Source organism: Pseudarthrobacter polychromogenes (assembly GCF_014644495.1).
Classification (GTDB): Bacteria; Actinomycetota; Actinomycetes; order Actinomycetales; family Micrococcaceae; genus Arthrobacter; species Arthrobacter polychromogenes.
The window spans coordinates 26,135-49,982 of sequence record NZ_BMKU01000012.1 but is presented as its reverse complement, the minus strand read 5'-3'; the positions used below and the strand labels follow the sequence as shown (position 1 = coordinate 49,982).

The 23,848-nt window shown below is 67.0% G+C and carries 25 protein-coding genes, 6 tRNA genes and 1 riboswitch; of the genes, 23 read left to right on the top strand and 8 right to left on the bottom strand.

From position 1 onward, the window contains the following. The first annotated feature begins 164 nt into the window (after positions 1 to 164). Entirely contained in the window at positions 165 to 1,202 is a 1,038-nt protein-coding gene (gene zapE, locus IEX43_RS16640; RefSeq protein ID WP_188812757.1) for a cell division protein ZapE, read from the top strand. A gap of 16 nt (positions 1,203 to 1,218) precedes the next feature. Here zapE and IEX43_RS16635 read toward each other — a convergent pair whose 3' ends face one another. The 7 genes from IEX43_RS16635 to IEX43_RS16605 form a co-directional block, all read right to left on the bottom strand. Beyond that, on the bottom strand, positions 1,219 to 2,442 hold the full coding sequence (locus IEX43_RS16635; protein ID WP_188812755.1) for a benzoate/H(+) symporter BenE family transporter: 1,224 nt from the start codon (positions 2,440 to 2,442) through the stop codon (positions 1,219 to 1,221). A gap of 154 nt (positions 2,443 to 2,596) precedes the next feature. Next, complete coding sequence (locus IEX43_RS16630) at positions 2,597 to 2,860, bottom strand: antitoxin (protein WP_174179273.1); 264 nt, start codon at positions 2,858 to 2,860, stop codon at positions 2,597 to 2,599. Between the two features lie 224 nt (positions 2,861 to 3,084). After that, positions 3,085 to 3,156, bottom strand: a tRNA-Val gene (locus IEX43_RS16625). 41 nt (positions 3,157 to 3,197) lie between these two features. Continuing rightward, a tRNA-Gly gene (locus IEX43_RS16620) sits at positions 3,198 to 3,270 on the bottom strand. 59 nt (positions 3,271 to 3,329) lie between these two features. Beyond that, positions 3,330 to 3,404: transfer RNA gene (locus IEX43_RS16615), tRNA-Val, on the bottom strand. Positions 3,405 to 3,445: 41 nt separating this feature from the next. After that, positions 3,446 to 3,516 (bottom strand) — tRNA-Cys (locus tag IEX43_RS16610). Positions 3,517 to 3,563: 47 nt separating this feature from the next. Further along, a tRNA-Gly gene (locus tag IEX43_RS16605) sits at positions 3,564 to 3,636 on the bottom strand. A 306-nt stretch (positions 3,637 to 3,942) separates the two neighbouring features. Here IEX43_RS16605 and IEX43_RS16600 point away from each other — a divergent pair. The 14 genes from IEX43_RS16600 (at position 3,943) to hisF (ending at position 15,301) form a co-directional block, all read left to right on the top strand. Further along, positions 3,943 to 4,014: transfer RNA gene (locus IEX43_RS16600), tRNA-Val, on the top strand. 101 nt (positions 4,015 to 4,115) lie between these two features. Then, positions 4,116 to 4,976: a cytochrome gene (locus IEX43_RS16595; RefSeq protein ID WP_188812753.1), complete on the top strand. Its 861-nt coding sequence runs from the start codon at positions 4,116 to 4,118 to the stop codon at positions 4,974 to 4,976. Between the two features lie 93 nt (positions 4,977 to 5,069). After that, entirely contained in the window at positions 5,070 to 5,669 is a 600-nt protein-coding gene (def, locus tag IEX43_RS16590) for a peptide deformylase (RefSeq protein WP_188812751.1), read from the top strand. Beyond that, positions 5,666 to 6,586 (top strand): methionyl-tRNA formyltransferase, encoded by a 921-nt coding sequence (fmt, locus tag IEX43_RS16585; RefSeq protein WP_188812749.1) that lies wholly within the window; start codon positions 5,666 to 5,668, stop codon positions 6,584 to 6,586. The genes def and fmt overlap by 4 nt, the downstream gene beginning before the upstream one ends. Beyond that, complete coding sequence (locus tag IEX43_RS16580; protein ID WP_188812747.1) at positions 6,583 to 8,154, top strand: RsmB/NOP family class I SAM-dependent RNA methyltransferase; 1,572 nt, start codon at positions 6,583 to 6,585, stop codon at positions 8,152 to 8,154. Before fmt ends, IEX43_RS16580 begins: the two co-directional genes overlap by 4 nt. Before the next feature lie 35 nt (positions 8,155 to 8,189). Next, the gene (gene rpe / locus IEX43_RS16575) at positions 8,190 to 8,870 is read left to right on the top strand and encodes a ribulose-phosphate 3-epimerase (protein ID WP_188812858.1); all 681 of its coding nucleotides are present in this window, start codon (positions 8,190 to 8,192) and stop codon (positions 8,868 to 8,870) included. A gap of 39 nt (positions 8,871 to 8,909) precedes the next feature. Next, positions 8,910 to 9,059: riboswitch (FMN riboswitch) on the top strand. Positions 9,060 to 9,235: 176 nt separating this feature from the next. Beyond that, positions 9,236 to 10,417, top strand: a complete 1,182-nt coding sequence (gene ribD / locus IEX43_RS16570; protein ID WP_188812856.1) for a bifunctional diaminohydroxyphosphoribosylaminopyrimidine deaminase/5-amino-6-(5-phosphoribosylamino)uracil reductase RibD — start codon at positions 9,236 to 9,238, stop codon at positions 10,415 to 10,417. After that, positions 10,417 to 11,061 (top strand): riboflavin synthase, encoded by a 645-nt coding sequence (locus IEX43_RS16565; RefSeq protein WP_188812745.1) that lies wholly within the window; start codon positions 10,417 to 10,419, stop codon positions 11,059 to 11,061. Before ribD ends, IEX43_RS16565 begins: the two co-directional genes overlap by 1 nt. After that, on the top strand, positions 11,058 to 11,789 hold the full coding sequence (gene ribB / locus IEX43_RS16560; RefSeq protein WP_377102747.1) for a 3,4-dihydroxy-2-butanone-4-phosphate synthase: 732 nt from the start codon (positions 11,058 to 11,060) through the stop codon (positions 11,787 to 11,789). The genes IEX43_RS16565 and ribB overlap by 4 nt, the downstream gene beginning before the upstream one ends. Continuing rightward, positions 11,786 to 12,574, top strand: a complete 789-nt coding sequence (ribA, locus tag IEX43_RS16555) for a GTP cyclohydrolase II (protein WP_229666509.1) — start codon at positions 11,786 to 11,788, stop codon at positions 12,572 to 12,574. The genes ribB and ribA overlap by 4 nt, the downstream gene beginning before the upstream one ends. A gap of 72 nt (positions 12,575 to 12,646) precedes the next feature. Beyond that, positions 12,647 to 13,135, top strand: coding sequence for a 6,7-dimethyl-8-ribityllumazine synthase (ribH, locus tag IEX43_RS16550; protein ID WP_188812743.1), 489 nt, complete (start codon positions 12,647 to 12,649; stop codon positions 13,133 to 13,135). Positions 13,136 to 13,237: 102 nt separating this feature from the next. Further along, complete coding sequence (locus tag IEX43_RS16545; RefSeq protein ID WP_015936881.1) at positions 13,238 to 13,501, top strand: phosphoribosyl-ATP diphosphatase; 264 nt, start codon at positions 13,238 to 13,240, stop codon at positions 13,499 to 13,501. 90 nt (positions 13,502 to 13,591) lie between these two features. After that, positions 13,592 to 14,452, top strand: a complete 861-nt coding sequence (hisG, locus tag IEX43_RS16540; protein WP_066275344.1) for an ATP phosphoribosyltransferase — start codon at positions 13,592 to 13,594, stop codon at positions 14,450 to 14,452. 72 nt (positions 14,453 to 14,524) lie between these two features. Next, positions 14,525 to 15,301: an imidazole glycerol phosphate synthase subunit HisF gene (hisF, locus tag IEX43_RS16535; protein ID WP_188812741.1), complete on the top strand. Its 777-nt coding sequence runs from the start codon at positions 14,525 to 14,527 to the stop codon at positions 15,299 to 15,301. An 82-nt stretch (positions 15,302 to 15,383) separates the two neighbouring features. Here hisF and IEX43_RS16530 read toward each other — a convergent pair whose 3' ends face one another. Continuing rightward, entirely contained in the window at positions 15,384 to 16,028 is a 645-nt protein-coding gene (locus IEX43_RS16530; protein ID WP_188812852.1) for a TIGR03085 family metal-binding protein, read from the bottom strand. A gap of 111 nt (positions 16,029 to 16,139) precedes the next feature. On the opposite strand from IEX43_RS16530, the gene hisI reads away from it, so the two are divergent. The 8 genes from hisI (at position 16,140) to lgt (ending at position 23,614) form a co-directional block, all read left to right on the top strand. Next, the gene (gene hisI, locus IEX43_RS16525) at positions 16,140 to 16,583 is read left to right on the top strand and encodes a phosphoribosyl-AMP cyclohydrolase (RefSeq protein WP_188729999.1); all 444 of its coding nucleotides are present in this window, start codon (positions 16,140 to 16,142) and stop codon (positions 16,581 to 16,583) included. Positions 16,584 to 16,701: 118 nt separating this feature from the next. Beyond that, positions 16,702 to 18,264, top strand: coding sequence for an anthranilate synthase component I (locus tag IEX43_RS16520; protein ID WP_188812739.1), 1,563 nt, complete (start codon positions 16,702 to 16,704; stop codon positions 18,262 to 18,264). Continuing rightward, positions 18,264 to 18,968, top strand: coding sequence for a Trp biosynthesis-associated membrane protein (locus tag IEX43_RS16515; protein WP_188812737.1), 705 nt, complete (start codon positions 18,264 to 18,266; stop codon positions 18,966 to 18,968). The genes IEX43_RS16520 and IEX43_RS16515 overlap by 1 nt, the downstream gene beginning before the upstream one ends. A gap of 103 nt (positions 18,969 to 19,071) precedes the next feature. Continuing rightward, a complete protein-coding gene (locus IEX43_RS16510; protein ID WP_066275356.1) occupies positions 19,072 to 19,359 on the top strand; it encodes an HGxxPAAW family protein in 288 nt (95 codons plus the stop codon). Continuing rightward, positions 19,359 to 20,180, top strand: a complete 822-nt coding sequence (gene trpC / locus IEX43_RS16505) for an indole-3-glycerol phosphate synthase TrpC (protein ID WP_188812736.1) — start codon at positions 19,359 to 19,361, stop codon at positions 20,178 to 20,180. The genes IEX43_RS16510 and trpC overlap by 1 nt, the downstream gene beginning before the upstream one ends. 113 nt (positions 20,181 to 20,293) lie before the next feature. Further along, positions 20,294 to 21,634: a tryptophan synthase subunit beta gene (gene trpB / locus IEX43_RS16500; RefSeq protein WP_188812734.1), complete on the top strand. Its 1,341-nt coding sequence runs from the start codon at positions 20,294 to 20,296 to the stop codon at positions 21,632 to 21,634. Then, positions 21,631 to 22,455, top strand: a complete 825-nt coding sequence (trpA, locus tag IEX43_RS16495) for a tryptophan synthase subunit alpha (RefSeq protein WP_188812732.1) — start codon at positions 21,631 to 21,633, stop codon at positions 22,453 to 22,455. The genes trpB and trpA overlap by 4 nt, the downstream gene beginning before the upstream one ends. A 4-nt stretch (positions 22,456 to 22,459) precedes the next feature. Further along, positions 22,460 to 23,614 (top strand): prolipoprotein diacylglyceryl transferase, encoded by a 1,155-nt coding sequence (gene lgt, locus IEX43_RS16490; protein WP_188812730.1) that lies wholly within the window; start codon positions 22,460 to 22,462, stop codon positions 23,612 to 23,614. Positions 23,615 to 23,848 lie beyond the last annotated feature (234 nt).

Genomic DNA, 23,848 nt, shown 5'->3' with positions numbered 1-23,848 from the left:
CCGTATTCCGTTAACAGGACGACATGTTGCCTTCATCACGCTGCGCGGGCGGGAACCTGTGACGCAGTGTGTGGAAGCACTGTGTGACGCATCATGGGACGGCAATGCGGCGCCGCATTGCCGGTATTCTTTCTGGGGACCAACCACCAGCAGAACGGACCCCCTTGGTACAGATCGAACAGCTTGCCGCCCGCACTCCGGCAGTTTCGGTGGATGAGCTCCTCAAAGGTTTCTATCCATCGCCGCGGTTCGGCCAGGTTTCCTTTTCCAGCTACCGCCCCGATCCCAAGCAGCCCAGCCAGTCTGCGGCCGTCAGGGCACTGGAGGGGTTTGCCGACGGCGTGGGCTCCGCGGGCGGGGGAGGACTGTTCAAGAAGTTCTTCGCCAAGAAGGACGAAACCCGCGCCGGCATCTACCTCGACGGCGGGTTCGGCGTCGGCAAGACCCACCTGCTCGCCTCGCTGTGGCACGCCTCGCCCGGCCCCAAAGCCTTCGGGACCTTCGTGGAGTACACCAACCTGGTGGGTGCGCTGTCCTTCCGCAAGACGGTGGACGCGCTCAGCAGCTACAAGCTTGTGTGCATCGATGAGTTCGAGCTCGATGATCCGGGCGACACCGTCCTCATGTCCCGGCTCATGCGTGAACTCGCCGACGCCGGGGTGAAACTCGCAGCCACCTCCAACACCCTGCCCGGATCGCTGGGCGACGGCAGGTTCGCAGCCGTCGACTTCCAGCGTGAAATCCAGGTCCTCGCGGACCAGTTCGACGTCCTCCGAATCGACGGGGAAGACTTCCGGCACCGTGGGCTGCCGGCAGCGCCGGCGCCCCTGAAAAACAGTGAACTGTCCTCGCACATGAAGGCGGAATTCGACGGGAAGACGGTGGCCCAGGACGAGTTCAGCACGCTGATCCACCACCTGGCCGGCGTGCACCCCAGCCGCTACCGCCAGCTGATTGACGGCGTTGACGGCGTGGTGTGGCGCAACGTCCACACCATCACCGAACAGGCCGTGGCGCTGAGGTTCGTGGTGCTTGCTGACCGGCTTTATGACAAGGATGTCCCTATCCTCGCCAGCGGTGTTCCGTTCGACCAGCTGTTCACCGAGGAAATGATGACCGGCGGCTACATGAAGAAGTACTTCCGCGCCGTCTCCCGGCTCACCGCGCTGGCCCGGGAAGGCCAGAACCACGAACCGTCCTAGCGGCGGCCCGGCCCGGTCAGCTGGCTGCTCCGGGACGGCGCGGCTGCAGCACCAGCCGGACCGCCAGCCCCGCGGCGAGTGCCCAAAACGCTGACCCGATACCGGCAAAAGCAAGGCCCGAGGCCGCCATGAGGAAGGTGACGGCCGGGGCTATCCTGTCCTCCGGATCGGCCAGCGCGGCTGACACGGCACCCGCAAGGGTCCCCAGGAGTGCCAGGCCGGCCACTGCCTCGAGCATGCCGGCCGGTGCGGCCGTCACCAGGGTCACCAGCGCGGCGGAGAACGCAGCCAGCACAAGGTAGGCAAGCCCGGACGTGAAGCCGGCCACCCACCGGCGGTGCCGGTCCGGCCCCGCCTCCTCACCGGCTGCCAGGGCGGCGCTGAGCGCGGCGAGATTAACGGCGTGGGTGCCGAACGGCGCTGCTGCCGCGGTCCCCGCACCGGTCACCAGCATGGCCGGACGCCACGGGGTGTCGTAGCCGAAAGACCGGAGCACTGCCACGCCCGGGACGTTCTGGGACGCCATCGTCACCACAAACAGCGGAAGCGCAATACCCGCCATTGCCTGCAGGCTGAAGGCCGGCGTGGTCCAGGCAAGGACTGGAAGAATTTCGCCATCCCCCAGGGAGGTGCCCCCTGAGGCCAGGGAAATCCCGATCACGGCCAGGGCCACCAGCAGGGCTGCCGGGACGGACCAGCGGGGCGCCAGCTTCATCATCAACAGCCAGCACAGGATGACCGGTGCAATGAACAGCGGCACTGTCCCCAACGCCTTGAACGGTGCCAGGCAAAGCTGCAGCAGGACGCCGGCGAGCATTGCCTGCGCAAGGGTTGCCGGGATCCTTGCCATCAGCCGCCCCAGGGCAGGGACCAGGCCGGTCATCGCAATCAGTACCCCGGTGGCAAGGAAGGCCCCGACGGCGGCCGGCCACCCGCCGTCGACCGTCCCGGACGTTGCCAGCAGGGCAGCGCCGGGCGTGGACCACGCGAGCGTCACCGGCACTTTGGAACGCCAGGAAAGCCAGAGCACCCCAAGGCCCACGGCAACGGTCAGTGCCAGCAGTCCGGACGCCGCCTGCGCGGGGCTGGCGCCCACCGCCCTGAGCCCGGCCAGGACCACGGCGAAGGAGGACGTAAATCCCACCAGCGCGGTGACGATACCTGCCACAACGGGCCGGGAGTCGAGCTTGTGCTGCCCGGGTGATTGCTGTGCCGTGGGATATGCGGGGGACTTCGCCATACGGGCAGGTTACCGGCCCTGTTCCGTGAAGCCTTCATCGGCCTGGGACATGCCGCTTAGACGTGCCGCTTAAACGCCAAAGGTGCAGGTGCCGCCTCCCGGCGGGACCTGCACCCCCTTGACGTGCTAGGGCAAGACCCTGGCCAAATCCTGTTTACGGAGTCCTGTCAGCCGGCGGAACCGGGTTGACGGGAGTGACCGGCGGAACCTGCTCGGCGGCAGGTGCCTGTCCCGGGGTGCCGTTCTTGTCAATGAGCTTGGAAGCGCCATCCTGGACCTTGTTGACGTGGCCCGAGTACTTGCCTCCGGTCTTGGTGTCCACAAAATCACCGGCCTTGTTGATGCCGTTCTTGATGGCCTGCTCGTTGCCGCGGATGAGACCCTGAGCCTTGCCCTTTAGATCGTCAATCAGTCCCACGAGCACCTCCCTTCAATCGCGGAGCCAGGTCGCTCCTCCGCATTCGATCCTAGCGCCGCCGGGAAGGCCTGCCAAGGAAATCAGGGGTTCCGGGCGTTCGCCCGCAGCGGATGTACGCCTGCCTGCAGCGGGTGCGGTTCCCATGTCACCCGTAGGGGAACCGTAGGCGAGTGCGCGCACAGTGGCCGGGCAAGAAAAAAGCAGCTCCGGAGAGCTGCTGCCTGTGGGCGATACTGGGATCGAACCAGTGACCTCTTCCGTGTCAGGGAAGCGCGCTACCGCTGCGCCAATCGCCCGGAACCGGAAGACCGGCTGATGGGATCCTAAGAAACAAGAGAGCGGACGACGAGATTCGAACTCGCGACATCCACCTTGGCAAGGTGGTGCTCTACCAGCTGAGCTACGTCCGCAGATATGAAGTGCGTTCCGGCCGGAGCCGGTCGAACTGCATGAAGCAAGTTTCCTTGCTTGGTGGGCGATACTGGGATCGAACCAGTGACCTCTTCCGTGTCAGGGAAGCGCGCTACCGCTGCGCCAATCGCCCATGTCCATCCGGAGGTGATCCGGAAACCATGGTTTTCACCGAGGTGGGTACGGGATTCGAACCCGTGTATACGGCTTTGCAGGCCGCTGCCTCGCCTCTCGGCCAACCCACCGTGTAAGCGTCGGTTCCAAAGAACCTTTGCCGTGACAGTGTCCTGCGAGCGGACGACGAGATTCGAACTCGCGACATCCACCTTGGCAAGGTGGTGCTCTACCAGCTGAGCTACGTCCGCATTTTGGAGGCTGATTCCCTGCCGTTCCCGGCATTTCCTCGCGTTCCAACGAGTAAAAACAATATAGGAGGTTCAAGGATTCTCCAAATCGCCTGCGCCCCGATTGCCCTATGTGTCCGTTCTTCCCAGCAATGGCGCGGTTTGGCTTACTTACAACTGTGTAATTTACGACGACGGGCGGGTGCCTTGGGTGCCGTATCCGGCAGGGTGCCGGACGGGCCGGCCGGCGTCCGGCTGCCATGGAATGGGTCACGACGTGCCGATTTTTGAATTGGGTGCGGCGTCGGCTAGCATTCAAGTGCATCAGGGCGATTGGCGCAGTGGTAGCGCGCTTCGTTCACACCGAAGAGGTCACTGGTTCGAACCCAGTATCGCCCACCGTACAAAGGTCCGTTTCCGCTCGCAGCGGAAACGGACCTTTTTTGTCTGCGGATCCGTGCCTCCAGATTTTGTCGGCCCCCTGTGAAAGAGTTTTTTCCATGACAGCTCCACTTCTTGCCCATGCCACCGAATACGGCCGGATGTACGCCCGCTCCACGTCGGAGCAGTTTTCGGTTCCGTCCATTACCACCGTCATCAGCCAGCAGCCGCACGGGCTGGATGGCTGGTTCGGCTACATGGGCGCGAGCAGCCTGGCAAACGATCCCCTGCTGGCGGACTGCCTGGGTAGCCCTGCCAAGATCAAACAGGCTGTCAGCCGGGCAGCCAAGGCGGCTGAGACGTACCGCGATGAAGCCGCCAGGCGCGGGGACCGGGTGCACAACTACTGCGAGCAGGTGGCGCTCCGCGCCCTGGGCCGGCCGCACGCCATGAAGGAAACCCGTGAGGCCCTGGCGGCCAACGGAGAAGAAGCCTTCGCGGTGCGTTTTGACGAGTGGTGGGAGCTGTTCCGGGTGGAGCCTATCGCCCCGGAAATCACGGTCTGGAACAACGCGGTGGGGTATGCGGGAACCCTGGACCTGGTGGCCCGCATCAACGGCCGCGTTTGCCTCATCGACTACAAAACCAAAGGCACCACCCGGGACGGCCTGGTCAAACCGCTCGATGACAAGGTGGTGATGCAGCTTGTCGCCGGGATGAAGGCGGAAGAGAGCCTTGTTGACCCCGAGGCCGGGACCTGGGAGCCGTGGAAGTACGGGGAAGACCCCGTCCTCCTGGCGGTGGCCATCGGTGAAACCGAAGTGCGTCCGGTGCGGGCCAATCCCGAGGTCCTCAAGCACCACTGGTGGAAGTTTTGTGCCCTGCGGCGGGTGTGGGAGCTCAACGCGGATACCATCAGCGCCGGTTCCGCGCTGCTTCCCATCGCCCCGCCGCCGCTGGCGCAGGTGCGCACCGCCTAGCACTTTGTCTGCATTTGGTATGTCTGCGGACCAGATGACTGCGCCTAAACTGGACAGGTTCCCTTTTCCGCCAACTGTAAGGAATTACTGCGCATGGCTATCCTGAATATCCGCATCATCGGCGATCCTGTGCTGCGCACGGTGGCCGATCCCGTGACGGAATTCGGGCCGGAGCTGGCCAAGCTGGTCGCGGACATGACCGAAACCATGGAGGACGTGGACGGCGCAGGCCTGGCCGCGCCCCAGGTGGGCATCAGCCAGCGGGTTTTCACTTACCGGATTGACGGCGTGGAAGGACACATCATCAACCCCGTCCTGGAAAACAGCGAGGATTACCAGGACGACCACGTGGAGGGATGCCTGTCCATCCCCGGCCTCGGCTTTCCCGTCCGGCGTTTCCGCTCCACCCGTGTGACCGGTGTGGACATGCACGGAAATCCCGTCACGGTGGAAGGGGAAGGGATGCTGGCACGGTGCTTCCAGCACGAGAACGACCACCTGGACGGCATCCTCTACACCGACCGGCTTGAGGGGGAGGACCGTAAGGCCGCCCTGCGGTCCATCCGTAACGCCAACTACGGCTCGGTCACCGAGCGGACAGCCGCCAAGCGCGCCAAGACGGTCGGATCCAGCTTCGGCGGCTCCTTGCCCGGCTCCAGTTTTGGTCCCGGAGCGGCCGGTAACGCCGGGTGAGGGTCCTGTTCGCGGGAACCCCCGCCGTCGCCATCCCCTCCCTTGATGCGCTGGTGGAGGCAGGCTTCGACATCGCTGCCGTGCTGACCCGTCCCGATGCCCCCGTTGGCCGGAAGCGCGTCCTCACGCCGTCGCCCGTCGCTGCGCGCGCCGCCGAACTCGGAATCGAGGTCATCCGCGCAGCCCGCGTTGACGCTGAGGCAACCGCCAGGATCGCTGCCGTAAACCCGGATGTAGCCGCCATCGTTGCCTACGGCGGGCTGGTTCCGCCTGCTGCCCTGGACGTTCCCCGGCACGGCTGGATCAACCTGCACTTTTCGCTGCTGCCTGCGTGGCGCGGCGCCGCGCCAGTGCAGCGCGCCGTCATGGCCGGGGACGACGTCACCGGAGCCGTGACCTTCCTGCTGGAAGAGGGGCTGGACACAGGCCCCGTCTTCGGCACCCTGACCGAATCCGTGGGTCCGGAAGACACCGCGGGTGAACTCCTGGAAAGGCTCTCCCGCAGCGGTGCGGTCCTCCTGGCCCAGACGCTGTCCGCCATTGGGGCAGGCAAAGCCTCGGCGCAGCCGCAGGCCGGCGAGGTGTCACTGGCACCCAAGCTGACCCTTGAGGATGGCCACCTTAAGTGGAGCCATCCCGCCCTTGCCATTAGCAGGCAGGCCCGCGGCGTCACTCCCGAACCGGGTGCGTGGACCGTGCTTGACGGGCAGCGGGTGAAACTGGAACCGGTCCGGCTGCGTCCGGATGTCACGACGCTTGCTCCGGGAGCCTTGGCGCTGCACGGCAAGAGCGTGCTGGTGGGCACGGGTTCCCACGCCGTGGAACTGACCCGGATCCAGCCTGCGGGCAAAAAAATGATGGCCGCGGCTGATTGGGCACGCGGCATGGCTTCCCTTGAAAGCGTGGTGTTCGAATGAGCGGGTCCGGCGGCAATCCAGGCGGGCGCGGCGGCGGGCAGGGCAACTCCGGGCACGGCCGCGGCAAGGGCGGACCCCGGGACAACAGCCGTCGTAACGCCCAGGGACGTGAACGCAACCGCGGTCCGCAGCGGAGCTTCACGGACAACGCCCCGTCCCAGCGCACCCGCCGGGCCGATCCCGCCCGGCTTGTCGCCTTCGAAGTCCTGCGCGCCGTGGCGGCGGAGGACGCCTACGCCAACCTTGTCCTGCCGGCGCGGATCCGCCACCACGGGCTGGACAAGCGCGACGCCGGATTCGCCACCGAACTGACGTACGGCGCCCTGCGCGGCCAGGGCACCTACGACGCCATCCTGGCCCGCTGCGTGGACCGCCCGCTGGACCAGCTGGATCCCGCCATCCTGGATGCCCTGCGCATCGGGGCGCACCAGCTGCTGGCCATGCGCGTGCCGGCACACGCCGCCCTGGACCAAACCGTGGGCCTGGCGCGCGCCGTGATCGGAGCAGGCCCGTCTGCGCTCATCAATGCCGTGCTGCGCAAAGTTGCCGCGCACACCCTGGAGGAGTGGCTGGACAAGCTCGTGGCAGGCGAGACTGACGCAACGAAGATCGCTGCGCTCCGCTACGCCCACCCCGAATGGATCGTCCGTGCAATGCGCCAGTCCCTGGTTGCACACGGGCGCTCCGCCGATGAAATCAACAACCTGCTGGAAGCGGACAATGCTGCTCCCGTGGTTAACCTGGTAGCCCTCCCGGGGCTCGGCAACCTGGACGAGGCCCTGGAACACGGCGCTACTCCGGGTGGACTCGTCCAGGGTTCGGCTCTTTCCAGCGGCGGTGACCTGGGACGGTTCTCCTCAGTCAGGGAAGGAACCACCCGCGTCCAGGACGTTGGCTCGCAGCTGGTGGCCCGGGCCATGGCGGCCGTAGATCTTGGCCAGCCAGCGGGCGGGACAGGCGACGGAAGGGCCGAGGCGTGGCTGGACCTCTGTGCCGGCCCCGGCGGAAAGGCTGCCCTGCTCGGCGCGCTGGCAAAGCAGCAGGGCGCCACGCTGCTGGCCAATGAGCCCGCCCCGCACCGGGCCAAGCTGGTGAGCCAGGCCCTCTCGGCCGTGCCGGCCGAAACGTGGCAGGTCCGCACCGGCGACGGCCGCGAGCTCGGCTCCGAAAAGCCCGGCTCCTTTGACCGCGTCCTGGTGGACGTTCCCTGCAGCGGGCTGGGCGCTTTGCGGCGCCGGCCCGAGTCCCGCTGGCGCCGGTCGCCCAAGGATCTGGCGGACCTCGGCCCGTTGCAGCGCGAGCTCCTCGCCTCGGCGCTGGCAGCCGTGCGGCCCGGGGGAGTGGTGGCCTACGTGACGTGTTCCCCGCATCCGGCGGAGACCACCGCCGTGGTTGCCGACGCCCTCCGCAAGCGTGAGGACCTGGAGCTCCTGGACGCGGGGGCAGCTCTGGACGCCGTCAGCCTTCCGGGGAAGCTGGACGCGGGCCACGAGTCCACGGCGCAGCTCTGGCCGCACGTCCATGGCACGGACGCCATGTTCCTGGCGCTCATCCATAAAAAGGCCTAGGCGAAAGCAACAACAGACCAGTGAAAGGCAACCCCGTGACGCAATGCTGCATCAACCCGAGCATCCTCTCCGCCGACTTCGTCAACCTGGAAGCGGAACTGAAGCGCATCAGCACCGCTGACGCCGTGCACGTGGATGTCATGGACAACCACTTCGTCCCCAACCTGACCATCGGGCTGCCCGTGGTGCAGCGCATCCAGGCTGTCAGCCCCATCCCCCTCGACGCCCACCTCATGATTGCCGACGCCGACCGGTGGGCGCCGGGATTTGCCGACGCCGGCCTGGCCTCGGTCACCTTCCACGCCGAGGCCTCCCTCGCCCCGGTAAAGCTGGCACGCGAACTCCGCAGCAGGGGGTCGAAAGCAGGAATGGCGCTTCGGCCCGCCACCCCGGTGGAACCGTACTTGGACATGCTCACGGAGCTGGACATGCTGCTCATCATGACCGTTGAACCCGGGTTCGGTGGACAGGCCTTCCTGGACCTCACCCTGCCAAAGATCCGGCGGGCAAGGGCAGCTATCGACGGTTCCGGAGCCGGCGTGGCCATACAGGTGGACGGCGGCATCACGGAGGAAACGATTATCCGGGCAGCAGAAGCCGGCGCCACTGTCTTTGTTGCCGGTTCCGCTGTTTACGGCGCTGACGATCCCGCCGCAGCCATCGAGCGGCTCCGCGTCCAGGGCAGCCGTCCGTTACGTGCGGCGTCTGCGGAATAGCCGGGAGCCCGCGCCTGTTATGGCACAATAGCAACACACATACGTGCTCCGGGGTCGGTGTAAGTCCGAACCGGCGGTGACAGTCCGCGACCCGCGAGCCGGTGCCTTCCGCAAGGAAAGCCCGGCAGACGGTTGAACCGGTGAAATTCCGGTACCGACAGTTAAAGTCTGGATGAGAGAAGCACGTACAGCTGTATCTGTGGGGCCGTCCCGGTCCCGCAGCTTTCTGCTGTCGTATACCCCCGGAGCCATCGCGGTTCGAAAGGGAAGGAACGACACAGCATGAACCCCAAGCGATGGCTCTTAGATGCCGAACGTTCCGCCGCTTCAGCGGAGGACGCAGCCGTGGCGATGGTCGCGGCATGATGGCGGCCACACAATCTTTCGGTGCCGGAGCCGGCACCGCCCTGCATTCGGGCCACCCGCTCCAGCCCGCCGATGGCGTGGTTACCGCCTTCAGCGCCGGCGAGACCAGGGCTATGGAGGCTGCGCTGCAAGCAGCCCTGCGGGGCCCGCGTGGGGCGAACCCCCTGGTGGGCGCCGTCGTCGTCGATCCTGATGGCAACCACCTGATCACCGGGTTCCACCGCGGCGCCGGCACCGCGCATGCGGAGGCCGATGCCATCGCCCAGGCGGCAGCAGCGGGCCTGGACCTTACAGGCTGCACCATGCTGGTGACGCTGGAGCCCTGCAACCACCGCGGGCGCACCGGCCCCTGCGCGCAGGCCATCATTGCCGCCGGAATCACGGACGTGGTGTACGCCGTGGACGATCCGCATGACCCCGCGGCGGGTGGAGCAGCAACGTTGCGCGCCGCCGGCGTCCGCGTCCGCAGCGGCCTGGGAGCCGCTGAATCCCTGGACGTGAACCGGCAGTGGTTCGAAGCGGTGACCGCGAAGCGGCCCTTCGTCACCCTCCACATCGCCCAGACGCTGGACAGCCGCATCGCCGCCCAGGACGGCACCAGCCAGTGGATATCCAGCCCGGAATCCCTCGCGGACAACCACGCCATCCGCGGGCGGATCGACGCCATCCTGGTGGGCACCCAGACCGTCCTGGTGGACAACCCACGGCTCACCGCCCGCGACCCGCAGGGAACACCGGCGCCGAACCAGCCGGTCCGGGCTGTCATGGGCTTGCGGGACGTCCCCGGCGGGGCCGCCGTACGCGGAACTGACGGGCGGGTCACGCACCTGCGCACCCGCGACCCGCACGAGGCGTTGTCCCTGCTGTACGCGTCCGGGACCCGCCACCTCATGGTGGAGGGAGGCTCGCGCATCCTGAGCGCGTTCCTTGCTGCCGGACTCGTGGATGAGCTCATCGTGTACCTGGCGCCCACCCTGCTCGGCTCCGGCACCCCTGCCCTGGACGGCCTCGGAATCAGCACCCTCGCCGATGCCCAGCAGTGGCAATGGGACGAATCCGACGGCGGGGCCGTGCGCAGGCTTGGCCGCGACCTGAGACTCCACCTCAGACCGCAACGAACCGTTGCCCTAGACCCCCAACCATCCCGCGCAACAGCGGAGCAAGCCCAGGAAGGCCACTGATGTTTACCGGAATTATTGCCGAACAAGGGCACGTTCTGTCCGTCGAGCGGGACGGGGACGCCACCGCCACCCTCCGGCTGCACGCGCCCGGCAGCACTGAAGGGCTCGCCCTGGGCGGCTCTGTGGCCGTGAACGGGGTCTGCCTGACGGCCACCGAGATCAACGGCACGGACTTCAGCGTCGACGTGATGGGGGAGACCCTGGTCCGCAGCACCATTGGCGAACTGGCTCCGGGCGACGCCGTCAACCTTGAGCGCTGCGTTCCTGCGGGCGGCCGGCTGGACGGGCATGTGGTGCAGGGGCATGTTGACGGCGTCGGCGTGCTGCTGGAGCGGGAAGCGCTGGGCAACTGGGAGCGGCTCCGGTTCGGCGTGCCGGCCAACCTGGCCCGCTACATCGCGGAAAAGGGCTCGATCGCCATCGATGGCGTCTCCCTTACCGTCACCGCCGTCAGCGCGGCCGCCGAGCCCGAGCCCTGGTTTGAAGTGGGCCTGATCCCCACCACCCTGGCCGAAACCGGGCTGGGGTCCAAGACCACGGGCAGCCGGGTCAACCTCGAGGTGGACGTCCTGGCCAAGTACACGGAACGCCTCCTGGCGTTCAGCACGTCAGCGCCGGCAGTTGCTGACGGAGGTGCACTGTGAACGCCGTTCTCCGGCTCGAACCCGAGGCAGCGCAGGCAGGTGTTGTGCCTGCCCCCGGTGTCCGCGGGCTCGACTCCATCGAGGTGGCGGTGCAGGCCATGGCCGCCGGCAGGCCGGTGCTCGTGGTGGACAACGAGGACCGCGAAAACGAGGGCGACATCATCTTCGCGGCACAGCATGCCACCCCCGCGCTGATGGGGTGGACCATCCGCCACAGCTCGGGCGTCATCTGCGTTCCGCTGTCCGGCGACCGGGCGGATGCCCTTGCGCTGCCTCCCATGGTGGCGGTCAACGAGGACGCCAAGGGGACCGCCTACACCGTTTCCTGCGACGCCGCCCTGGGTGTCAGCACAGGGATTTCCGCCACGGACCGGGCCCTCACCGCCAGGGTCCTGGCCGACCCCCACGCCGTGCCGGCATCCCTGACCCGGCCCGGGCATATATTTCCGCTGCGTGCAGTTGACGGTGGTGTGCGGGAACGCCCCGGCCACACCGAGGCCGCGGTGGACCTGTGCCGCCTGGCTGGCCTCGAGCCGGTGGGCGTGATTGCGGAAGTTGTTTACGACGACGGCGAGATGATGCGCCTGGACGGGCTCCTGACCTTCGCTGCTGAGCATGGCTGCCCCCTGATCTCCATTGAGGATCTCGCGGCCTACCTCGCAGCGGGGCAAGGCAAGCCCACGGAGAGCGCCCGCGAAGTTGCGGGCGGCAAGAAGGAGACACGATGACCTCTTCGACAGCCCGCGACAGCGGTTCGCCGAACGGCCACGGAACGTCCCGGAACGGCCACGGGGCTTCCACGGCGAGCCACGGACCCTCTGCCAACGGGCAGGAGCGCAGCGGCAGCGGCGTTGCCCCGCACCCCGTGAGCGGTGGCCCGGTAGTGCAGCTGCCCACGGCTTTTGGTGATTTTGTGGCGCAGGCCTGGACGGACCTGGTCACCGGCGTCGAGCACCTTGCCGTCAGCTCACCCAACCCGCCCAAGGACGGTAAAGCACCCCTCGTCCGGCTGCACTCGGAATGCCTCACCGGCGACATCTTTGGCTCCTACCGCTGCGATTGCGGGGAACAGCTTGCCTTCGCCCTGGAAATGATCCAGCAAAACGGCGGGACGCTGCTCTACCTGCGCGGGCAGGAGGGCCGGGGCATTGGCCTGGCCAACAAGATCAAGGCTTACGCGCTGCAGGAGGCGGGTTTTGACACGGTGGAGGCCAACGAGCAGCTGGGACTCCCTGTGGACGCCCGCTCCTACAACGCCGCAGCGCAGGTCCTCGCGGAAATGGGCCTTCATGAGGTGCGGCTCCTGAGCAACAACCCGGACAAGCAGAACAGGCTGGCACGGGCGGGCGTGAAGGTTGTGGAGATGGTTCCCACAGAGGTGCCGTCCCGCGATGAGAACATCCGCTACCTGCGGACCAAGAAGGACCGCATGGAGCACCGGCTGCTGCTGGACACCCATGTGGTGGCGGTTCCCGTCACCACTCCCGAAACTTTCGAGCACGAACAAGACTGACGCGCTGCGGCACACCCATCAGCCGCAGCACCGGCAAGACACACCACCACGACTGAACGGAACAGACTGACCATGAGCGGACACGGCGCCCCCGATATCGATCTCAGCACCCTCAACCCCGGAGAAACGTCGCAGCTGCGGCTGGCGATTGTGGCGGCAAGCTGGCACACCCAGATTATGGACGGACTCCTGGACGGTGCACTCCGGGCAGCGAAGGACGCCGGCATCGCCGAGCCCACGGTCCTGCGCGTTCCAGGCAGCTTTGAGCTGCCGGTCGCTGCCGCACGGCTGGCACCGCACTTCGACGCCGTCGTTGCCCTCGGCGTCGTGATCCGCGGCGGAACCCCGCACTTTGATTACGTGTGCCAGGCAGCGACGTCGGGACTCACCGACGTCAGCGTGCGCACCGGCGTCCCGGTGGGCTTCGGCGTCCTGACCTGCGACACCGAACAGCAGGGCCTGGACCGGGCCGGCCTTCCCGGCTCCAAGGAAGACAAAGGCCACGAGGCCGTCACCGCGGCGCTGGCCACCGCCGTCGTGCTCAAGCAGTACGGCAAGTAAGGATCCCGCACGACGGGCGCGCTTGTGTATTCGCTCACATCGCGCCCGTCATGCAACGGCCCGGGAAGCGCCCTGTGGGCTGCAGCAAGTAGGCTGGAGGGCGTGAAGAATTTCGAGACGCTGTTCGCTGAGCTCAGCGAGAAGGCAGCCACCCGCCCGGAAGGCTCCCGCACCGTCGCTGAATTGGACTCCGGTGTCCACGGCATCGGCAAGAAAGTCGTTGAGGAAGCAGCCGAAGTATGGATGGCTGCCGAATATGAATCCGATGAAGCCGCGGCAGAGGAAATCTCCCAGCTGCTGTACCACCTGCAGGTTCTGATGCTCGCCAAAGGCCTGACCCTGGAAGACGTCTACAAGCATCTGTAGCCACCGGTCCGGCGCGCTCCACGCCGCCGGTGCCCGCCGTGGCCTGCATTGCCTGAACACCTAGACCTCCCCACACCAGAAAGACCTCCAATGCTGCGAGTAGCCGTCCCCAACAAGGGCTCCCTGTCCGAAGCCGCCTCCGCCATGCTGTCCGAAGCGGGCTACCGCCAGCGCCGCGACACCCGCGAACTGGTCATGGTGGACCCGGACAACGACATCGAGTTCTTCTTCCTCCGCCCCCGCGACATTGCGGTGTACGTCGGCCAGGGAACGCTCGACGTCGGCATCACCGGACGCGACCTTCTCCTGGATGCCGAGGTGGAGGCGGAAGAGCTGCTTCCGCTGGGCTTCGCTGCCTCGACGTTCCGTTTCGCAGGTCCCGTTGGGGACTTTGCCAAGGTTGAGGAGCTTGAGGGCAAGCGGCTGGCCACCAGCTACGACGGCCTGCTCCGCGGCTACCTCGCCGGGAAGGGTATCAACGCCAAGGTGGTTCGCCTGGACGGCGCCGTTGAATCATCGGTCAGGCTGGGCGTGGCAGACGCCATCGCCGACGTCGTGGAAACCGGCAACACCCTCAAAGCCGCCGGGATGGAAATCTTCGGCGATCCCATCCTGAAGTCCGAGGCCGTGCTGATCCGCCGCACCGGCGAAGGCGGCGCCGCGAACGGCACCGCCAAGGAGATCGAGGTCCTGATCCGCCGCCTCCAGGGCGTGCTGGTGGCGCGCCAGTATGTGCTGATGGACTACGACATCCGCAAGGAACTGGTGGAAAGTGCCGCCGCGCTGACCCCCGGCCTGGAATCGCCCACCGTCTCCCCGCTGCGGGATTCGGACTGGGTGGCCGTCCGCTCTATGGTCCCGAAGAAGGAAACCAACCGGATTATGGACGAGCTGTACGACCTCGGTGCACGCGCCATCCTGGTCAGCAGCATCCACGCCTGCCGCATCTGAGCCGGCCCCCGCAGTACCAACCCGCGCTTTAACAACCCAGCGCAGCAAAAGACAGAATTTCCAGGAGCTCCCATGGCAGTAGCAGTACGCGTCATTCCCTGCCTCGACGTGGACGCCGGGCGCGTCGTCAAAGGCGTTAACTTCGAGGGCCTGCGGGATGCCGGCGATCCCGTGGAGCTGGCGCACCGCTACGACAACGCTGGCGCGGACGAGCTGACCTTCCTGGACGTCACGGCGTCCTCGGGGAACCGGGAAACAACGTTCGACGTGGTCCGCCGCACCGCTGAGGAAGTCTTCATTCCGCTCACGGTGGGCGGCGGCGTCCGCGGTGTCGCCGAGGTGGACAAGCTGCTGCGGTACGGCGCGGACAAGGCTTCCATCAACACCGCCGCCGTCGCCCGGCCCGACGTCATCGACGAAATCACCCGGCACTTCGGCTCCCAGGTCCTCGTCCTGTCCCTCGATGCCCGCCGCACCCGCCCCGGGTCCCAGCCCACGTCGTCGGGCTTTGAAGTAACCACCCACGGCGGACGGACCGGCACCGGGATCGACGCCATTGAGTGGGCCAGGGAAGCCGCGGACCGCGGCGTAGGGGAGATCCTGCTCAACTCCATTGACGCTGACGGCACCAAGGACGGCTTCGACCTGGAGCTCATCAGGCTGGTCCGGGCAGCGGTCAAGGTGCCAATTATTGCCTCGGGCGGGGCAGGGGAGCCTGCCCACTTCCCGCCGGCCGTCGCCGCGGGTGCCGACGCGGTGCTGGCAGCATCGATCTTCCACTGGGGACCGGACAACATGATGTCCCAGGTCAAGGACGCCATCCGGAACGCAGGCTTCGAAGTCCGCTGAAGTGTGTCCCAACCCAACTGAGTAGCGCTAAGTGTCGTTTTGGGGGCTCATAACGACACTTAGCGCTACTCAGTTGGAGGGGTTAGAGGCCTACTTCGGCTGACTGGAGGAGCGCGACGGCGTCGGGCTGGCCTTCGAAGGTCACCAGGGCGTGGCGGGTGCGGCCGTGGGCGTGCATCAGCAGCTCGCCGGGCTCACCCACGATGGCCACCGATACAGGTGCGCGCTTGGCGACGTGCCGGGGCCCGGACGGGCGGACCAGGACGATTCCCAGGTCAACGCCGCGGTAAAGGATCGCGGCGCGCTTGACGAGTTCGTCCCAGAGGGCCTCCGAGTACGCCTCGTCGAGTGCCCGCGGCGCCCACCGGTCAACGGCGCGGCGGATGTCCTCTGTGTGCACGAAGTATTCGATGAGGTTGGAGCTCTCGTCGAGGGCCTTGATGTTCATCGGGGACAGCGCAGGCGGCCCTGCCCGGAATGTGTTGACCAGCTTTGCGTAAGCTTCCGGAGTGGTCAGTTTCGCGGCGAGCCTGGCAGTGGCCTGGTCCGAGGCTTTAGCCAGCCGTTTGATAATCAGGCCCAGCCCTACGGCTGCTTTGCGTTCGCGCAGGTACAGGTGCGCGGCAAGATCCCTGGTGCGCCAGCCCTTGCACAGCGTGGGCGCATCAGGGCCGGCCGCAAGCAGGGTCTCGGCCAGGACTTCTCGGGACGGTTCGACGAAATGCATCACTTGTGAAACTAGCATGACCGGCGCGGAGTTGGGCAGCGCGGCCACCCCGCTGGCGTGCCGTTGTTCACACACGTTCGGGGCCGCGGTGCAGGCACTAGACTTGACCTGATGTCTGAGTACCCCGCCCCCGTCCCGAACCCCGGCTCCGCCGTGCCTGTGGCTGCCACGCCCGGCCCGGCCGCCGCGTCATCCCCAAGCCCGCTTCCCGGGGAACTGGCCGCCGCGCTCAAGCGTGACAGCGCCGGCCTGGTGGCCGCGGTGGTGCAGCAGTACGACACCAACGAGGTCCTGATGCTGGGCTGGATGGACGACGAAGCCCTGCACCGCACCATGACCACCGGGCGGGTCACCTTCTACTCGCGTTCCCGCCAGGAATACTGGCGCAAGGGGGACACTTCCGGGCACGTGCAGTGGGTCAAGTCCGTGGCGATGGACTGCGACGGCGACGCGCTGCTCGTGCGGGTGGACCAAGTGGGCGCAGCGTGCCACACCGGCACCCGCACCTGCTTCGACGGCCGGGACCTGGCTGTCACGACCGGCCAGGCGGGCTGAACATCTTCAGGAGCCGCAGCCAGCTGCGGTCACGCGGGGGAGGGCCGGCCGCCCCCGCAAGCACACCCACATGCGCCGGCGCAGACGGCCCAACGAGAACAGGCGGAACAGCATAGCCATGCAGGACCTTGGAATCATCAGCCCGGGCCTCGAGGAATTCAGGGAGCTGGCCGGGCACAGCCGCGTCATCCCCGTCCGGCTCAAGGTGCTCGCGGACGCCGAGACCCCCATCGGCCTGTACCGGAAGCTCGCGAACGGCCAGCCCGGCACGTTCCTGATGGAATCCGCGGCAGTAGGCGGGGCGTGGTCCCGCTACTCGTTCATCGGCGCGAGGTCCAGGGCCACCCTGACCACCAAGGACGGGAACGCACACTGGCTGGGCCAGCCTCCCGCCGGCGTCCCCGTGGACGGCAGCCCGGTGGACGCCATTCGCGACACCATCGAAGCCCTCCGCACCGACAGGTTCGACGGACTGCCGCCCTTTACCTCCGGCCTGGTGGGATTCCTGGGCTGGGAAACGGTCCGGCACTGGGAACGCCTGGTCAGCCCGCCCGAGGACGACCTGCAGCTCCCGGAGATGGCGTTGAACCTGGTCACGGACATGGCCGTCCACGACAATGTGGACGGCACCGTGCTGCTCATCGCAAACGCCATCAATTTCGATGACAGCTCCGAGCGCGTGGATGAGGCCTGGCACGACGCCGTGGCCAGGGTCAAGGCGCTGCTTGCCAAGGTCAGCACTCCCGTGGCGCAGCCCGTCTCGGTCCTGGCTCCCGCGGCACTGGACTTCGCCTCGAGCGTCCAGGAGCGCTGGGACGAGGCCGAGTACCTGGCTGCCCTGGACCGCGGCAAGGAGGCCATCGTGGACGGCGAGGTGTTCCAGGTGGTCATCTCCCGCCGCTTCGAAATGGAGTGCCAGGCATCGGCCCTGGACGTCTACCGGGTCCTGCGGAACACCAACCCGAGCCCCTACATGTACATTTTCAGCCTCGAGGACGCCGAGGGCCGGGAGTATTCCATTGTTGGTTCCTCGCCCGAGGCGCTGGTGACGGTGACCGGTGAGGAAGTCATCACCCACCCCATTGCCGGGTCCCGGCCGCGGGGCCGAACAGTGGAGGCGGACAAGGCACTTGCCGAGGAACTCCTGGCGGACCAGAAGGAACGTGCCGAACACCTGATGCTGGTGGACCTTTCACGGAACGACCTGTCCAAGGTCTGCGTGGCGGGGACGGTGGACGTCACCCAGTTCATGGAGGTGGAGCGCTTCAGCCACATCATGCACCTGGTGTCCACCGTGGTGGGACAGCTTTCGCCGCAGGCCAAGGCCTATGACGTGCTGAAGGCAACCTTCCCGGCCGGCACCCTTTCCGGCGCCCCCAAGCCCCGTGCGCTGCGACTCCTGGACGAACTCGAACCGCACCGCCGGGGTATCTACGGCGGAGTGGTGGGCTACCTCGATTTCGCGGGCGACATGGACATGGCCATCGCCATCCGCTCCGCGCTGATCCGGGACGGGCGCGCCTATGTCCAGGCCGGGGGCGGCATCGTGGCTGATTCGGTCAACGACACCGAGGCCCTGGAAACCGTCAACAAGGCCGCAGCGCCCCTCCGCGCCGTCCACACCGCGGGTACCTTGCAGAACATCTCCGCGGACTCGCTTCCCGGCGGGTCGGAGTCCTGATGCCCCGTCCGGAACCCGCACAGGAACCCGCACCCGCACAGGAACCCGCAGCAGCACAGGAACCTGCAGCAGGGCAAGCAGGCGCAGGACAGGCGGCAGCTGCGGGCACGGGCCCGGCGGCGCCCGCCTGGGCACGCAGGTCCACATTGGTGCTGCTCATTTCCGTCCTGGCCCTGGCGGTCTTCGGCACCACCACCCAGACCTGGATCAGTGTCACCCTCGATCCCAACCAGCTTGGCCAGGGCGGCGCCGCGCAGGAACCACTCCCGGTGCAGGGCAGCAAGGCCGCCACCGCCGTCACGGCCCTGGCCCTGGTGGCCCTCGCCGGGGGACTGGCAGCCGCCATTGCCGGCAGGATTGCCCGGTGGATCATCACCGCCATCATCGTCCTGGCCGCCGCCGGAATTGTCGCCGCGGCCGCGACGGTCCTCTCCAGCCCGCTGGCGGCCGCCCAGGGTTCCATTGCGGAAGCCACCGGCGTTACCGGAAGCCAGGCCCAGGTGGCTGTCACTGCCTTCCCGCTCCTCGCCGTCGCGGCCGGATGCCTGCTGGCCCTGGCTGCCCTGCTGATTGTCCCCGCGGGGCGGTACTGGAAGGCCCGGACGAAATATGACGCACCGGCGGCGGGCAGTCCCGCGGCAGCAGGCCCGGTGGACGAGATCGACAGCTGGGACCGGCTCTCCCGCGGCGACGATCCCACCTGACCCGGCCTGGACTGGCCGCGGCACCGGCTGCGCGCCGCCCGATAACCGGTTGCGGGCCAAAAAATGGCAGAATGTAAGCAGTATTCACCCTGAGGAGATTTCCATGAGCAAAGCACCTGCGTCCGTTTCCAAGTCCGGCACCCGCACCGTTGCCCCGGGCGTCATCGACCACAGCCAGGAACTTGGCCACGGCAACAGCCCCGCAGCCTGGACCTGCGTCATCGTGATGCTGGTCGGCGCCCTGATCATGTCAATCGCATTCGTCATTGCCAACACCCCCATCTTCATCGCCGGCGGCGGCGTCATGGTGCTGGGCCTGATCCTGGGCTACGTCATGCGCAAGGCAGGCTACGGCGTTGAAGGCAGCAAGCTGAAGAACTCCGGCCACTGATGTCCACTGTTCTCGATGACATCAATGCCGGTGTCAGGGAGGATATGGAGGCCCGGAAACAGCTTGTTTCGCTGGCTGAACTGAAGGACCTGGCGCAGGCCGCGGCACCTGCCCGCGACGCCTGGGCAGCGCTCGGCGGCCCATCACCTTCCCGGGCTGAGCTCAAAGTCATCGCGGAAATTAAACGCCGCAGCCCCTCCAAGGGAGACCTTGCCGCCATCGGGGACCCCGCGTCCCTCGCCAGGCAGTATGCCGACGGCGGTGCCTCCGTCATCAGCGTCCTCACCGAACAGCGCCGCTTCAGCGGGTCCCTCGCGGACCTCGACGCCGTGCGGGCCGCCGTCGACGTTCCACTCCTGCGGAAGGACTTCACCCTTGACGAGTACCAGATCTGGGAAGCCCGTGCCCACGGCGCGGACCTGATCCTCCTCATCGTTGCCGCGCTCTCCGACGCCCAGCTCGCCGAGTTCAGTGCCCTCAGCCGCGACCTTGGCATGAGCGTGCTGGTGGAAACGCACACTGAAGAGGAAATCGAGCGGGCGGTTGCCGCGCAGGCGCGCATTATCGGCGTCAACGTGCGGAACCTGAAGACGCTCGACGTCGACCGTTCGGTCTTTGCCTCACTGGCCGGGCAGATCCCGGCCGGGGCAGTGGTGGTCGCCGAGTCCGGCGTACGGGACGCCGACGACGTCACGCATTACGCCGCCAGCGGCGCCAACGCCGTGCTCGTCGGCGAGGCCCTGGTCAGCCACTCGACGCCGCGGGAGCGGATCGCCGAATTCAAGGCGGCAGGCGCCGCCGCCATCGCAGCCCGCGCCTGACGCACACACGGTGCAGGAGCGGAAGGCGGGGCTCGCCCGGCCGGCCGGTCCTGTATACCCGGCCCGCGGGCACCACACTTTGAGAAACATCCAACTGGAACAGGACGGGACTGATGGCTGAAGCACCCTCCGGCAACGCCGGCAACGATACTGACAACAATGCCGCCGAAGCATTCCTGCAGGGCGGCTCCCTGAAGCACGCCCCGGGGCCCTACTTCGGAAGCTACGGCGGACGCTGGATGCCGGAATCCCTGATCGCCGCGTTGGACGAGCTTGAGGACACCTTCAACAAGGCCAAGGAAGATCCCGAATTCCGGGCACAGATCGCCGACCTGAACAAGAACTACTCCGGCCGCCCGTCCCTGCTGACCGAAGCCAAGCGCTTCTCCCAGCACGCCGGAGGGGTCCGCATCTTCCTCAAGCGCGAGGACCTCAACCACACCGGATCGCACAAGATCAACAACGTCCTCGGCCAGGCGCTGCTCGCCAAGCGGATGGGTAAGACCCGCGTCATCGCTGAGACCGGCGCAGGCCAGCACGGTGTGGCCAGCGCCACTGCCGCTGCCCTCATGGGGCTCGAGTGCGTCGTCTACATGGGTGCCGAGGACTGCCGCCGCCAGGCGCTGAACGTTGCGCGCATGGAACTCCTTGGCGCCACAGTCATCCCCGTGACCAGCGGATCGCAGACCCTCAAGGACGCCATCAACGACGCCCTGCGCGACTGGGTGGCCAACGTGGACAACACCCACTACCTCCTTGGCACCGCGGCAGGCGCGCACCCCTTCCCGGCCATGGTGCGGTACTTCCACGAAGTCATCGGGGAGGAAGCCCGTGCCCAGATCCTGGAGCAGGAAGGCCGGCTCCCGGACGCCGTCTGTGCCTGCATCGGCGGCGGCTCCAACGCCATCGGCATCTTTCACGGCTTCCTTGACGATCCGTCCGTGAAGATCTACGGCTTCGAAGCCGGCGGCGACGGCGTGGACACGGGGCGCCACGCAGCCACCATCACGCTGGGCAAGCCCGGCGTGCTGCACGGTGCCCGGTCCTACCTCATGCAGGACGACGACGGCCAGACAATCGAGTCCCACTCGATCTCCGCCGGCCTCGACTACCCCGGCGTCGGACCGGAACACTCCTACCTGTCGGACATCGGACGGGTGAGCTACGAGCCCATCACGGACAGCGAGGCCATGGAATCCTTCCGGCTGCTGTGCCGCACGGAAGGCATCATTCCCGCTATTGAGTCCTCCCATGCCCTGGCCGGAGCCATCAAGGTGGGCCAGCGCCTCGCAGCCGAAGCCGCGGCCAGCGGCGGGACTGCGCAGGACAAGATCGTGATCGTGAACCTTTCGGGCCGCGGCGACAAGGATGTAGCCACCGCAGCCGAATGGTTCGACCTGTTGGACAAGGATTCCGCCGAGTCGGAAATCGGCAAAGAGGGGGAGCAGCTGTGACCACTGCACAGACCACCAGCAAGTCAGCAGCGGCCATCGACAAGGCCCGTGCCGAGGGCCGCGCCGCCCTGATCGGCTACCTTCCCGCCGGCTACCCCAGCGTCGAAGACACCATCGCCGCGGGCATCGCCCTGGCTGAGAACGGTGCCGACCTCATCGAGATCGGCATTCCCTACTCCGACCCAGTGATGGACGGCCAGGTCATCCAGGCCGCCACCACCGAGGCACTGGCCAACGGATTCACCGTCAGCCAGGTGTTCGACGTCGTGCAGGGCATCACCAGCAGCACCGATGCCGCCGTCCTGGTCATGACCTACTGGAACCCCGTGGTCCGCATGGGTGTGGACGAGTTTTCCCGCCGCCTGGCCGAAGCCGGGGGAGCCGGGCTCATCACCCCTGACCTCATTCCGGACGAGGCTTCCGAGTGGATGGAAGCCTCCGACAAGTACGGCCTGGACCGGGTGTTCCTCGTGGCGCCGTCCTCCACCCCCGAGCGCATGCAGCGGACAGTGGACGCCAGCCGGGGCTTCGTTTACGCCGTGTCAATCATGGGCGTCACCGGCGCCCGGACCTCCGTCAGCACCGCGGCGAAGGACGTAGTGGCAGCAGCACACGCCGCCGGCGCCGACCGCGTCTGCGTGGGCCTTGGCGTCTCCAACGCCAGCCAGGTCCGCGAGATCGCCGCCTACGCCGAAGGGGTCATCGTGGGCACCGCCCTGGTGGCAGCAATCAGAGACGGCGGTGTGGACGCCGTCGCTGCCCTCACCAAGGACCTCAGCACCGGACTGAGCCGCTCCGGACTGACAGAGGAAGAAGCCTAAACCCATGCAGACCCTCCTTCAGGCAGCCGCCATGGTGCCGGCCAGCATTCCGAGCCCGGACTGGTCCGGGTTCGATATTCCCCTTCCCTGGGGAACGCTGCGCATCCACGCCTACGCACTGTGCATCCTGGCAGGCATCGTGGCGGGCCTCTGGCTGACCTCCGTCCGCTGGGCACGCCGTGGCGCGCCTGAAGGCAGCGTCTGGGACATCGTGGTTTGGGCCATTCCCTTCGGCATCATCGGCGGACGCCTCTACCACGTGGTGTCCTCACCCGATGCCTACTTCGGCCCCGGCTTCGACGGCACCGGCGACCTGTCCCTCATTCCCCAGATCCAGCGCGGCGGACTCGGCATCTGGGGCGCCGTTGTGCTGGGTGTCGTGGGCGCCTGGATCGGCTGCCGCCGTAGCGGCGTCAAGCTCAGCGCCTTCCTGGACGCCGCCGCGCCCGGGCTGCTGCTGGCCCAGGCCATTGGCCGCTGGGGCAACTACTTCAACCAGGAACTCTTCGGCAGCCCCACCACCCTGCCGTGGGGCCTGCAGATCGATGCCGACAACCCCAACTTTCCGGCCGGAACTCCGGCGGACACGCTGTTCCACCCCACGTTCCTGTACGAATCGCTGTGGAACCTGGCCGGCGTCGTCCTCCTGCTCGCACTGGACCGGAAGTTCAACTTCCGGCGCAGCAGGCTCTTCTGGCTGTACGCCATGTACTACACGCTGGGCCGGGTCTGGATCGAGGCGATGCGGATCGATGACGCCGAGCAGATTGAACTGTTTGGCATCACCACCCGCCTGAACGTCTGGACCAGCATCTTCGTGTTCCTGGCAGCCCTCGTGGCCTTCATCCTGCTGGGACGGAAGAAGCGCACCGGGCGGGACACCGTGTATTTGGCGGGCCGTGAGCCGGAGAAGGCTGACGGTCCGAAGGCTGCAGCCGCCGCCGGCGACGAGGTCCGTGATCCGGACACTGTTGTCTCAGATAGTGAATCGCGTGATAATCTCCCTGATAACCAAAACGGTTCCCGGCGTGCTTCCGTGCCAACGGAAGAGGCCGCGGCTGCACCGGCGGGCACCACGCCCGGACCGGATGCAACGGCCGCCGGAAAGTCCGGCAGCACCGCCACAGGAACCGGGCCGGAAGCCGGCGCTACCAAGTAGCGCGCGGGCCAGGCAGGGCAGCAGAGCCACCGCTCGAAGCGCCCAATCACCACAGCGTCGTGGCAGCGGGGCCACCCTGGACAGCATAGAGCTGCTGTCCGGTGTTGCCCGGGGCAGGGGCCTGCGTAACTGTTAGTTCAGCAGGCCATGCTGACCTACAATTTCCAGTAAATAACACTTTGTTGTGCCCATCAGAGCGGCGCCGACGAGTGGGGCCAACGGTGTCCCTTCCAT